The organism is Paraglaciecola sp. IT1134 (assembly GCF_058068185.1).
In genome coordinates this window covers 2,229,188-2,241,546 of the sequence record NZ_CM176486.1, presented here as the reverse complement: position 1 = coordinate 2,241,546, position 12,359 = coordinate 2,229,188, and the positions used below count along the sequence as shown (strand labels likewise).

Genomic DNA, 12,359 nt, shown 5'->3' with positions numbered 1-12,359 from the left:
ATAGAATCGCCAATAAGCTGGTAAAAACAGCTATTTATTAAAGAAAAATGGGAAAAAACAGCAGACTTACTAAAAACTGTACTAAAAAACACCAGCGGCTACTATTACCCCTCAATTGAGCTGGTCAGCGTAGGCGAACAGAGCCGGAGCACCACCGGTGTGCCAGAACAATACCTTGTCTGTTTTTGCAAAGCTGCCTTGGCGGATCATATGGATTAAACCGCCCATAGCACGACCGGTATAAACAGGGTCTAACAAGATCCCCTCATATTTTGCGATTAATGTTATGGCTTCCCTTTCCAAATCACCGACTACCCCATAACCCTGGCCAATATAATCATCCCGCAATATCAGATGTTGTTCATCGACGTCACTGTCCATGCCGATTAATTTGGCGGTTTGGCGGATTAACCTCAGCAGGTTGTGTCTGTAACCTGGTTGTCCGTCCTGATCTTTGTCTATGTTGATACCAACGATTTGATAATCTTTTGCCCATAGCTGTTTACCCAGCACCAAACCTGCATGAGTGCCCCCAGAACTGGACGCAAACACAATATGGGAAAATTCTTGACCACTGGTCTGTTCTTCCAACTCTTGCACAGCGTGTATGAAGGAAATAGCGCCCAGTTCGTTCGATCCTCCATAAGGCACAATATAAGGTTGTTTACCCTGGGTACTGAGTTGGCTGCACACCCGGGGTATATCTTCACCCTTGCGGTTATCACCCGTCCAATGGATATGTGCTCCAAACAGCTGATCTAGCAACAAGTTACCCGAGAGTATATCTGGCTTTTGCCCGCCTAAAACCAGATGGCATTCCAGACCCAGTTTGGCGGCCGCGGCGGCTGTTTGACGGCAATGATTGGACTGGACCGCCCCCGCCGTCACTATAGTGTCACAGCCTTTGGCTAGGGCATCGGCTAATATATATTCCAGTTTGCGGGTTTTATTGCCCCCAAGGGCCAAACCAGTGAGATCGTCTCGTTTCATAAACAATTGGGGGCCAGCCAATAGTTTACTCAAATTATTAAGCTCAACCACAGGCGTGGGAAAGAAACCAAGTTGTACTTTGGAAAAGCTTTTGTTATTCACTGTTGTCCTCAAAAAAATTAGCATATGGCGTTTCTCAACCAAGGTTCAATTCAGGTTACCAGGGCAAGACTTCACCATTGGCGTGCCAAAACGTGCCCGTGTTTTTTAGCGTTAACTGAGATATGCGTTCAATCAGTCCGGCAACGGCATCGGCCGGGCTGATATCCCCGTTGTAGCTCACCATCTCGGTTTGCACATAACCCGGATGCAATAATGCCAGCGATATACCACTATCTTTCAAGTCATGGGCCAAGGATATCCCCGCCATATTCAGGGCCGCCTTTGACATGCGGTACCCGTAATATCCCCCGGAAGTATTATCCTGCATGGATCCCATGCAACTGGTGATCAGCGCCACCTTACTGCCTTCGACCAGTTGCGGCCTAAGAATTTGCGTAACCAGTAAAGGCCCCATAGCATTTACTCTGAACTGGTGTTCTATGGTATGTGGAGCGTAATTATCGAGTGTTTCATTGGCAAGCACACCAGCATTGTTGATCAGAATATCGATTGAAATCTTGTTCAGCTTGCCAAGGGCAACCGGTAAGGTCTCAGAGTTGCCCACATCCACATCATTGATAACGGTGGCCCCGGAGTTATTTAGTTCGTCACAAGCATTGCGGCACAAGCCATAAACATCATGCCCCTTGGCCAGATATTGCTTAACAAACTCAAGGCCTATCCCTCTATTCGCTCCGGTAATAACGACAGTCGACATATCCATTCTCCTTTGTCAGAAACCCGTTTGCTTATTAAAACTGGGATCCTGTAATAAACGTTGCAAATCTTCCGGGGTGTCGATACCCACAGGCGGTGTATGTAAAGCGATATCCACGTGGATTTTTTCCCCATGCCAAAGCACGCGCAGTTGCTCCAGGGACTCTATTTGCTCCAATCCTGAGGGTGACATATTCACATATTGCTTGATAAAGCCTGCACGGTAGGCGTAGATCCCCAGGTGGCGCAGATAATAATCGCCGATTTCATCGATGACATCGGCATCCAGGAAACGGGAACGATCATAGGGTATGGTAGCGCGAGTGAAATACAACGCATACCCTTGTTTATCCAATACCACTTTAACAGTGTTTGGATTAAATGCTTCTTCCACATCGACAATTTTAACTGCTAGGGTCGCCATTTCTGCCTGCTGGTGATGATGTAAATTTTCCGCCACCTGGCGAATATTTTCAGGGGGAATAAAGGGCTCGTCCCCCTGAACATTGACCACCAACTCGTGGGCCAGCATGTTTTCCATATCGACCACTTCCGCCAGGCGTTCAGTGCCCGACTCATGGTGGGACCCGGTCATACAGTAATGGCCGCCAAAATCGCTGACAACCCTTGCGATCCTGGCATCGTCTGTGGCCACAATAACCTTGTTTGCACCGGATTCCAGCGCGCGCTCGTATACGTGCTGCACCATAGGTTTGTGGTTAATTTCAACCAGAGGTTTACCGGGGAACCGGGTGGAGGCATATCGGGCGGGAATGATTACATTGAATTTCATTTAACTATCCTGCTATTTACCAATTTGTTCTAGTTCTTCACTCGATAACTGTTTGGCTTCGCTTTCGAGTAACACAGGAATATTTTGTTCGATTGCATAGCCAAGCCGATCAAACTTGCATACCAGACGGCTATGTGTGGCGTCATAGTGCAAAGCACCTTTGCATACAGGGCAGGCTATTATTTCCAATAATTTTTTATCAAATGCCATCTATTTCTCACTTAATGTTACGCAGTTTGTGGACTAATTGTTGTTCAAAACTTGCTGTTAGTTTGGCACTAACCGGTAAATACCACCAATCATCGAAGGCAAAAGATCGACATTTAACGGCATCCTTTTCGGTCATCAGCAGGGTTTCTTGGGGTAAATCATTGATCGTAAACTGATGGTGGTCGGCAAAACTCAGACACTGCTTGAGTTTTACGCTACGACTACGCAACAGGGTAAAAAACCGTTGCGGATTGCCAATACCGGCGATGGCGGTAACAGGGGAATGCAGCTGAGAAAGAGACTGACTACGGGACGGGTTTTTCACGTTTATCAGCCCCCCCGGCTCCAAACCCATCAGGTGCTCGCCGGTTTTCACACTGCCGCCATTAACCACTACAAAGTCCACTGATGCGAGGCGCTGCTGACTTTCACGCAATGGCCCCATGGGCAGTAAAAAACCACTTCCGCAGCGGCGTTTACCATCCATAACCACAATTTCAATATCCCGTTTGAGCGCATAATGTTGCAAACCATCATCGCAAATAATTACATTGCACTTGTGGGTGTCAACCAGGTATTTGGCCCCTCGCGGGCGATCAGGGTCCACTACCATGGCACAGCTTAAATGCTGTTTCATCAGTACCGGCTCATCCCCTACTATTGTTGGAGAGCTGTCTGGCAAGACAGTCAAGGGATAACTGGCACTCTTGCCACCATATCCTCGGCTAAGCACACCTGGACGCAAGCCCTGTTGCTTTAAAAGTTGCGCCAGACGGATCACCAACGGTGTTTTACCATTTCCCCCCACACTAATATTGCCCACAATGATCACCGGCACGGAAATTTTATGTGAAGAGATCCAGCCCCTTGCAAAGGCCTGCCGCCTGCCCCAAGCCACAGCGGCAAACAATAATGTCACCGGGCTAAGCACCAGCATAACCGGCCATCTATACCAGGGCGTTTGGTACCAAATGTTATCCAGCATGCTCACGGAATAATTTGCCCTTCACCAAATTGTAATTTATGTAATTGGGCGTAAGCTCCATCGCGCTCAATTAGGGTTTGGTGATCCCCTTGTTCGAGGATACGACCTTTTTCAATGACCAGAATTTGATCGGCACTTTCTATCGTGGACAAGCGATGAGCTACCACTATGCTGGTGCGATTTTGTTGTAATTTTTCCAGCGCATCCTGAATCAAACGCTCAGATTCCGTGTCCAGGGCTGAAGTGGCTTCATCGAGGATCAACACCGGAGCATCCAATAATAAGGCCCGGGCGATCGCCAGGCGCTGACGTTGTCCGCCGGATAACATCAGTCCGTTTTCCCCTATAATGCTATCGAGTCCCTCGGGCAGTTGCTCAATAAATTCCATGGCATGAGCGGTTTTTGCCGCGGCAACAATTTGCTCGCGAGTCACTCGGCTTTCTGAACCATAGGCAATATTATTGGCTATGGTGTCATTAAACAGCGTGACATGTTGAGACACGAGGGCAAATTGACGGCGCAAATCTTTGAGCTTGATATCTTGCAAGGGCATATCATCGAGCAATACTGTACCCTGCTGACTGTCATAAAACCGGGTCAGCAAACTGGAAATCGTCGACTTACCACTGCCAGAACGACCAACCAAAGCAAAGGTTTTTCCAGGCTCTACCACAAAAGACACATCTGCCAGAGCCGGCTCTTCTTTGCCAGGATAACTAAAAGTAACCGCCTTAAATTCAAGTTTACCTTTCGTCTTAGCTATCGCAATTTCCCCTTTATCCTTTTCAATATTCTGATCCAGCACGCTAAAAATACTGATGCAGGCGGCCATACCTTTTTGAAACTCACTGTTAACTGTCGTCAACTGTTTTAGCGGTTTAAGTAACATGGTCATGGCGACCACCACAGTCACAAAGGTACCTGGGGTTAAATTCTGAATAACATTCGGGGTGCTGGATATATATAACACCACTGCCAGGGCGACTGAGGCGATAACCTGAATGGAAGATACACTTAAAATCTGGGCGATGACCAACTTCATGTTTTGTTGGCGGTTATGGTTGTTCTTCTTGGCGAAACGCTGGGCTTCGAGGTCCTGGCCCCCGAACATTAAGACGACCTTATGTCCTTTGATAATTTGTTCCGCAGAAGAGGTCAGATTGCCCATGGAATGCTGAATATTCTTGCTTACCATACGAAAGCGTTTACTCACGATCGATACTATCAAGGCCACCACTGGGCCAATGAGAATGAATACCAAAGACAGTTGCCAAGAATGATAAAACATCCAAAACAATAATCCCGCGACCAGTGCACCTTCGCGAATGAGGGTTAAAAATGCCTTGCCTGCGGCTCCGGCCACTTGTTCGGTGTCATAAATCACCTTGGATATAAGCTGTCCCGACGGATTATGATCGTGGAATGCCACGGGCAAATACATATATTGATGAAATAATTGCTCGCGCATCTTCATCACCACCTGACTGCTGATCCAGGACAGAGTATAGGTGCCCATAAAATTGAATAGTCCCCGCAGGATAAAAACCGGGATCACAAAATACGCGGCTAATCTGAGGTAGTCATAATCCCATTTCCCGCCATTGCCATCGATAATAGGTTTTAGCAATGAAATTACATACGCATCAATCAAGGAGTAGCCAACCATGCCTAAAATAGCGACAATAAATGCAGGTTTGAAATCTTTCAGGTAAACGCTGAAGCGTTTGAATACTTTATTTGAAGTGGGAATATTAGTCATGAAGGCGTTGTCATTCGACTTGGTTATAGTTACACCAGACTATTGTAACTGTTGGGGGGAATTTCCCCAACTATCAATTATTTAATGTCTAATATTTGAACAACTCTTCGAGAGACTCTTCGAGATACTCTTCCAGCAGCTCAATAATTCCCATACCAGTAAGGATAAGTGTGCTGGCGAAAAGTCGACACTTGGATCCCTTGATCCCGAGTTTGCAGCAGTCTAAAGCTCACCTGCCCGGTCTCGGAGGTGGAATACAGTGTGCGCCCTGGTTCGGTAAAACGTTCTACTACCTCCGGTCGGGGGAACCGCCAACGATTCATAAATCCCTGGCTAAAAATCACATGTTTGGCCCCAACCGCCGCAATAAATTCTGCTGAAGATGATCCGTTACTGCCATGGTGCGCTGCCAACAAGATGTCTGCTTGCAGCTTGGGGCCGTAATGATTAACCAGGCGCCGCTCTATATTTGCGTCAATATCGCCGGTAAGCAAAACCTGGTGCCAGCCATCATCTAGCAACAACACACATGAGCCATTGTTGTCATTGTGCAGAGTCGGGTCGTCCGGCCACAGCGCGCTTATTGTTAATCCTTGCCAGTTTAGTTGCCAGCCTTGCCGGCACAAATCTGCGCTTGTGAGCACTTGTTTGACCCTGATATTAGACAGCAGTACTGGCATACTGCCACTGTGATCATTATCAAAATGACTGATAAACAACATGGCGATCTGTTTCACCCCTTTGGCTTGTAATAAGGGCAAAATAACCGCCTCTGCCATATTAAAACCACTGGGGTAAGCCGCCCCAACATCATAGAGCAGATAGTGGTTATTTTTACTGATGATAACCGACAGGCCTTGGCCTACATCGAGAAAGTCTACTTGCCAAGGTTGGATTTGCCTAGGTAGGCAATAGCTCAGCAGCGGCATAAATAACAACAAGATCACCTTTTTTGTTATCAATCCTCTGGGTAATAATAGCGTTAACATCCCCAACGTCGTCATGGCCCACACCGAGCCGGGAATGGCTTGAATTCGCAGCGCGCTCCAGGGCCACTGGGCGATAGTATTCAATGCACCAAGACAAATTAGTATTATTTCGTTGACCACAAAAAATGGCCAATAGGCAATTTGTGGCGCAAACGCGCTAAACACCCCCCCTAATAAACAAAGTGGCACCAGTAGCAGCGTAACCAGGGGCACGGCGAGTAAATTAACCAGGGGGGAAACCAAGGATACAAAAGAAAATTGCCACGCTATTAGCGGCAGCATCAAGGCACTCAAGGCCACTTGAATTCGGCAAAGTACCAATACAAAGGTACGAATAGAAAACCCCACATGTTTAATTGGCCAGCGCCAGAAGACAAACCAGATGATCAGCACGGCGCTAAAACTTAACCAAAAACTTTGACTGAATAGACTTAAGGGAAAGCACAGGATAAACATAAATACGCTGATCAACAAAATCCGCCGGGCTCGCCAATGCCTGTTGCTAATCAACACCAGCGTCACCAGGGTCAACATCAACCAAGCGCGCAGTGTAGGTACTCCCAGTCCAGCTAATGCGGCGTATCCCAAGGTTGCCACTAATGCCGCTAACAAGCCGATTTTATGGAAATTGACTGTTTGTGAGTTCTTTATCAGACTAAACAATCCCTGCAGGCAAAAACTAACCAAGGCATAACTTAAGCTTGCGACCAACCCCAGATGCAACCCCGAAATGGCAATAAGATGGGCTATGCCCGTGCGTTGCACTAACAGCCAATCCTTAGGCTCTAACAAACCTCTATCGCCCAACGTCAGCGCGGCAATCCAGGGCATTGTGGCAAACTGGTGAAGCGACAGGCTATCGAGCAAGGTCTGTCGGTAACTGCTGGTATCCTGAAGTAACCGGTTATCGGGCGAGGTTTTGACATAACCTGTGGCGACTATGCCCTGGCTGAACAACCACTGTTGATAATGAAAACCGCCCTCGTTGGCCAAGCCGTTGGGGGGTTTGAGCTTAACGAAAAGTTGCACTCGCTGACCTTGTTTGAGGGGCCAGTCTGGTTCAGCCCAGGTCACCCGAATACGGGGTTGCCACCAATAACTTTTATTTGCGGATTTAACTAATTTGAGAGTCAGGCGAACCTGTTCACGACTATGGATCAGGCTATCCACCTGACCTTGTATGATCACCGGCTGAGTAACTTGCTCCATTGGCAGTTGCAAACCACGTTGCCAATGCCCTACACTGCCAAGCCAAAATATGCCCATTAATCCCCAGGCAACATATTGCCCAAAGGAATGCTTTTTAGTGAATGTGAATAACAAGATGGCAACGATGACGATAATCGGTAAAATAGCCAAAGGTGGCAGGGAATGCCAAAGTAATACAGAGATGCTGGCCGTAATAAAACTGAAAAGTCTTCCGTCCATAGTGCTGAGCACTTCCGCTGTTTCACTTCACTTCACATTATAGAGAATTATGCTGAAAAAGTTCATAAAACGCTTTTTACCCGATCATCATAAGGTTAAGAAACAAAAAGCACTGCAGATCTTCGGTACCCTGCTGCATGATCCTAACTTATGGCATTTAAATCGGCATTCCGCGTCCGGGGCCTTTGGCATAGGCCTATTTTTTGCCTTTTGGCCGGTACCTTTTCAAATGTGGTTATCCGCCGCTGCAGCTATCCCTTTACGTGTTAATCTACCTCTGTCAGTGGCCACAGTGTGGATCACGAATCCGTTTACCATGCCGCCTATTTTTTACGGCGCTTACTTGGTGGGTGCCACGGTATTGGGTCACAGCACCCAAGCCTTTAAATTTGAACTCAGCTGGCATTGGGTGGTACAAAGTCTGGAAACCATTGGTCCGGCATTTTTACTTGGTTGTGGTATATGTTCAGTATTTTTCGGTCTAGCAGGATACTTCACCTTGAATTACATTTGGCGTCTGTCGGTCATCAAAGCTTGGCAACATCGTCAGGTAAAACGCGCGGCCCGCAACCCAAAAACTTAGCGGATCACCGGCCGACAGTGGATTTAGATATAACGGCGATGTTCCGCCAGATAACCTAACAATAAAAATACTATCACCACGCTCAACCCTCGATACAGATTAGGAATTTGCAGCAACAGTAATTTGACATGGGGGGTACTGAATACGATAAGAGCCCCGTAACCAAAGGCGCAAATCAGAACGAAGGCTATGGTGCGGATCACAAAATGATGAGGCGCTAATAATTTTTTGATTTGTTTGTTTAATAAATCCCCATAAACGACCAATACAGTGGCAACTATGGTCATCGCTACTTGTGAATAGTAGGGGCTGAGCCAACGACTCAAGGTTGCTAACCCAGTCCAGATTAAAGAAAAATCCATATTAGCTTACCCCTCTAGCTCGGCAAACATGGCCAGCATCTGTGTTTCTGTGATAACCGTTACCCCGAGTTCCTGGGCTTTCAGTAGTTTTGAACCGGCTTTCTCCCCTGCCACTACGCAGCTGGTTTTGGCGGATACACTACCGGCAACTTTAGCTCCCAGGTTTTGCAGTTTGGCTTTGGCCTGAGTCCTGTCCATTTCAGTTAAAGTGCCGGTTAATACGTAAGTTTTACCGGACAAAGGTAAACTCTCGGGGATCCGTTTTACAATTTTCGGCCAGTTAACCCCAGCATTCATCAGTGCCTGCATGACCTGTAGATTATGCTCTTCACGAAAAAAATTGTAGAGATGCTGAGCAACGATAACCCCCACATCAGGCACTTCTTGCAGGGCTTCGAGGCTGGCAGCTTCTATCTCCTGCAAATCGGTGAAATGCTGAGCCAGATTAGCCGCTGTTGCCTCACCCACTTCGCGGATCCCCAGAGCATATAAGAATTTCGCCAACGTAGTCGTTTTACTCTGGTCCAGGGCCTGGATTAAATTCGCCGCTGATTTTTCGCCCATACGCTCCATAGACGCTAATTGGGCAATGTCCAGACTAAAAAAATCCGCTGGCGTTTTCACCCTTTCCAGGTCCACCAACTGCTCGATAAGTTTGTCACCCAAACCATCGATATCTAAGGCTTTACGGGAGGCGAAATGCTTCATGGCCTCTTTGCGCTGAGCCGGGCAATATAGCCCACCAGTACATCGCGCCACGGCTTCATCTGCCAATTTTTCAACTGCTGAATCGCATACCGGGCAAGTCACGGGAAATACTATATCGCTGGCATTTTTCGGGCGCTGCTCGGTCACCACACCTACTACTTGGGGGATCACATCACCGGCGCGACGGATGATAACCGTATCGCCAATCTTGATACCCAGTCGCTGTATTTCATCTTGATTATGCAAGGTGGCATTTGACACCGTAACCCCACCGACAAAGGTTGGCTCCAGACGAGCAACAGGCGTAATTGCACCGGTTCTGCCCACTTGAAATTCAACATCGATTAGCTTGCTCATTTCTTCCTGAGCGGGAAACTTGTGGGCAATGGCCCATCGCGGTGCCCGAGCCACAAACCCTAATTCTTGTTGCAGCTTTATGTCGTCTACCTTAAACACCACACCATCTATGTCGTAACTCAGCTGGTCGCGCAACTCGGCAATTTTATGGTAATAGGCTATACATTGTTGGGAACCCTGCGCCACTGAAAGCTCTTTACTTAGGGGTAACCCCCACTCCCGGAGTTGGGCCAATCTCTCTGAGTGTGTGCTAGCCAGGGGTTGTTTTTCATTTTCCACTAGCCCCAATGAATAACAGTAAAATAATAACGGCCGCGCCGCCGTGATCTTTGGATCCAGTTGGCGCAAACTACCCGCCGCCGCATTACGCGGATTAACAAAGGGTTTTTTGCCCTTTGCCAATTGGTTGGTATTAAGTTTAAGAAAACCACTACGGGTCATGATCACTTCGCCTCTGACTTCGAGACGACGGGGATAATTGTCACCGCGCAAGGTTAAAGGCACATTGGCGATAGTGCGCACATTGGTACTGATATTTTCCCCTACCCTGCCATCTCCCCGGGTCGCACCGCGCACCAACTTGCCCTCTTCATAAAGTAAACTTACCGCTAGTCCATCGAGTTTGGGTTCACAGCTAAACTGGATATTCACTTGACGTTTTAGGCGGTCTTTGATGCGCTTCTCAAAGGCCAGCAAAGACACTTCATCAAAGGCATTATCCAAAGATAACATAGGCACTTCGTGTTCAACCTGTTCAAACGCGGACAGAGCCTGGCCGCCCACTTTCTGGGTCGGTGAATCCGTGGATAACAGCTCTGGATGTTGTGCTTCAATTGCCTGTAAGTTTTGCATCAGGCGATCATACTCGGCATCAGGAACCGTAGGTTCATCATGCACATAGTACTGGTAGTTGTATTCGTTGATCCTAGCGATCAGTTGTTCTAGCCGCTGCTTGGGCGTCAGAGCATTAGCCATGTGGGATTCCATTGACAGTCAAATTAAAAAGGGATGATAGATCCAAAGAGGAAAAACCGCCTTAGCGGTTCATCATGCGTTTGCGTTCAAACTCTCGGATCCTTTCAACATATTGTTGCAAGCCTTGTTTACTTAGCACGTTGCGCCGTCCATCAAGGATTTGACCGTGAAACTCATCGGCAATTTTCCGCGCGGCATTGTGCATCATATTAAACACTTGGTGCGGATCCCCCTCTATGGGCAGTATCATAAACAATGACACACCTTGGGTAGTAAAATTTTCCAAGTTGTCTATATCGAACACGCCGGGTTTAAACATATTGGCCAAACTAAACAAAACCGGTCCTTTACCATTTGAATTCACATGTCGATGAAATATATCCTGATCGCCGAACTTAAAACCTAATGTCAATAGCATGGGTAAAAGGGCCGAGCCGAGTATAGGTTTGTCTTCCAGGGATTTAACATTCAAGACCAGTACTTCCTGAGCTGACGGCTCAGCAGCGGCACTTTGAGTCTCGGATTGTACCTTGGGTTGGGAGTCCACCTGTGTTTCACCTTCAAAATCAATATGCAACTGGTCTTCTGCCAATTTAGGCTCTTTGCGTTTGCGACTCGCGCTTTCTGCCTGGCGGCTATGCATCATGTTGCGTGTCTGTTCGGCCAAACTGGCTTTGTGCGGCACCCGGGATTTCGCTGCTCGTGGCTCATCTGTGTCGGCTGACGGGCTGTTTTCCAACACTAAGGATTGGGTTTCCTCTTCCTGTGCTTTTTTCATTAAAAAAGGCGGTGGCTCAGGCAGTGAACCCGCCTTTTTAGGAGGCTGACCGGTTTGGGCGTAAGTGCCACTTTGGGCAGCAGCATACTCAGGTTTGGGCTGAGTCACCACAGAGGCGTATATTTTACTGGGGGATACAGAGACAGGCGTGGGCTGGGTTTGGGTTGTCGGCTTGGGTTCGTCTTGAAGCGTGACCTCAGATGATCCGTCAACCGGCGTAACCTCTTGCTCTTCTTCAGGTGTGACCTCTGGCGTTATTTTGCCCGGGTTAACTACTCTGACCGAACTTAACCCCAGCTCATCAAATTGCTCACTCTGGGTGTCTATTGCTTCTTCGGCCCTGGGTTGATTTTCCGATCGCCAACTCTCTTCGCCGCTCTCTGGTGCGGATAAGTCGTCATCCATTGAAAAGCTGGGCTGCACAATTTTCTTGCTGATTCCTTCTGCGGATTTCGCCGAGAAACGGTATTTAGCTGATGGTTTACCATCACTCTTGCCTTTAATTTTACTCGGGGATTTGCGCGAAACCCACAAACCATGAACCAGTACACCTGCTATGGCACAAGTGCCTAGAATAAATAAGGACCAACGTAATACATCTTCCATCGAATTAACTCATCCC

11 protein-coding genes are annotated in these 12,359 nt (G+C 47.7%); 1 reads left to right on the top strand and 10 read right to left on the bottom strand.

The window, feature by feature from the left end:
* Positions 1–111 precede the first annotated feature (111 nt).
* The 7 genes from AC3RV5_RS09780 to AC3RV5_RS09750 form a co-directional block, all read right to left on the bottom strand.
* Positions 112–1,092, bottom strand: a complete 981-nt coding sequence (locus AC3RV5_RS09780; RefSeq protein ID WP_489731734.1) for a D-cysteine desulfhydrase family protein — start codon at positions 1,090–1,092, stop codon at positions 112–114.
* A 55-nt stretch (positions 1,093–1,147) separates the two neighbouring features.
* Complete coding sequence (locus tag AC3RV5_RS09775) at positions 1,148–1,810, bottom strand: SDR family oxidoreductase (RefSeq protein ID WP_489731733.1); 663 nt, start codon at positions 1,808–1,810, stop codon at positions 1,148–1,150.
* Between the two features lie 15 nt (positions 1,811–1,825).
* Positions 1,826–2,602 (bottom strand): 3-deoxy-manno-octulosonate cytidylyltransferase, encoded by a 777-nt coding sequence (gene kdsB, locus AC3RV5_RS09770; RefSeq protein WP_489731732.1) that lies wholly within the window; start codon positions 2,600–2,602, stop codon positions 1,826–1,828.
* 12 nt (positions 2,603–2,614) lie between these two features.
* Positions 2,615–2,812 (bottom strand): Trm112 family protein, encoded by a 198-nt coding sequence (locus AC3RV5_RS09765; protein WP_489731731.1) that lies wholly within the window; start codon positions 2,810–2,812, stop codon positions 2,615–2,617.
* A 7-nt stretch (positions 2,813–2,819) separates the two neighbouring features.
* On the bottom strand, positions 2,820–3,803 hold the full coding sequence (gene lpxK / locus AC3RV5_RS09760) for a tetraacyldisaccharide 4'-kinase (protein ID WP_489731730.1): 984 nt from the start codon (positions 3,801–3,803) through the stop codon (positions 2,820–2,822).
* Entirely contained in the window at positions 3,800–5,557 is a 1,758-nt protein-coding gene (gene msbA / locus AC3RV5_RS09755) for a lipid A export permease/ATP-binding protein MsbA (RefSeq protein ID WP_489731729.1), read from the bottom strand. The genes lpxK and msbA overlap by 4 nt, the downstream gene beginning before the upstream one ends.
* A gap of 140 nt (positions 5,558–5,697) precedes the next feature.
* Positions 5,698–7,974: a DNA internalization-related competence protein ComEC/Rec2 gene (locus AC3RV5_RS09750; RefSeq protein WP_489731728.1), complete on the bottom strand. Its 2,277-nt coding sequence runs from the start codon at positions 7,972–7,974 to the stop codon at positions 5,698–5,700.
* Between the two features lie 49 nt (positions 7,975–8,023).
* On the opposite strand from AC3RV5_RS09750, the gene AC3RV5_RS09745 reads away from it, so the two are divergent.
* On the top strand, positions 8,024–8,557 hold the full coding sequence (locus tag AC3RV5_RS09745) for a DUF2062 domain-containing protein (protein ID WP_489731727.1): 534 nt from the start codon (positions 8,024–8,026) through the stop codon (positions 8,555–8,557).
* A 23-nt stretch (positions 8,558–8,580) separates the two neighbouring features.
* On the opposite strand, the gene AC3RV5_RS09740 is transcribed toward AC3RV5_RS09745, so the two are convergent.
* From AC3RV5_RS09740 to zipA, 3 genes are all read right to left on the bottom strand, one after another.
* The gene (locus AC3RV5_RS09740; RefSeq protein WP_489731726.1) at positions 8,581–8,919 is read right to left on the bottom strand and encodes a DUF3392 domain-containing protein; all 339 of its coding nucleotides are present in this window, start codon (positions 8,917–8,919) and stop codon (positions 8,581–8,583) included.
* Positions 8,920–8,925: 6 nt separating this feature from the next.
* A complete protein-coding gene (gene ligA, locus AC3RV5_RS09735) occupies positions 8,926–10,959 on the bottom strand; it encodes an NAD-dependent DNA ligase LigA (protein WP_489731725.1) in 2,034 nt (677 codons plus the stop codon).
* Positions 10,960–11,020: 61 nt separating this feature from the next.
* Complete coding sequence (gene zipA / locus AC3RV5_RS09730; protein WP_489731724.1) at positions 11,021–12,343, bottom strand: cell division protein ZipA; 1,323 nt, start codon at positions 12,341–12,343, stop codon at positions 11,021–11,023.
* Positions 12,344–12,359 lie beyond the last annotated feature (16 nt).

Excerpts from the sequence above, each read along its gene's own strand:
- AC3RV5_RS09740 (WP_489731726.1), bottom strand. The coding sequence starts at position 8,919 with ATGGATTTTTCTTTAATCTGGACTGGGTTAGCAACCTTGAGTCGTTGG.
- ligA (WP_489731725.1), bottom strand. The coding sequence starts at position 10,959 with ATGGCTAATGCTCTGACGCCCAAGCAGCGGCTAGAACAACTGATCGCT.
- AC3RV5_RS09775 (WP_489731733.1), bottom strand. The coding sequence starts at position 1,810 with ATGTCGACTGTCGTTATTACCGGAGCGAATAGAGGGATAGGCCTTGAG.
- AC3RV5_RS09750 (WP_489731728.1), bottom strand. The coding sequence starts at position 7,974 with ATGGACGGAAGACTTTTCAGTTTTATTACGGCCAGCATCTCTGTATTA.
- zipA (WP_489731724.1), bottom strand. The coding sequence starts at position 12,343 with ATGGAAGATGTATTACGTTGGTCCTTATTTATTCTAGGCACTTGTGCC.
- AC3RV5_RS09765 (WP_489731731.1), bottom strand. The coding sequence starts at position 2,812 with ATGGCATTTGATAAAAAATTATTGGAAATAATAGCCTGCCCTGTATGC.
- msbA (WP_489731729.1), bottom strand. The coding sequence starts at position 5,557 with ATGACTAATATTCCCACTTCAAATAAAGTATTCAAACGCTTCAGCGTT.
- kdsB (WP_489731732.1), bottom strand. The coding sequence starts at position 2,602 with ATGAAATTCAATGTAATCATTCCCGCCCGATATGCCTCCACCCGGTTC.
- AC3RV5_RS09745 (WP_489731727.1), top strand. The coding sequence starts at position 8,024 with ATGCTGAAAAAGTTCATAAAACGCTTTTTACCCGATCATCATAAGGTT.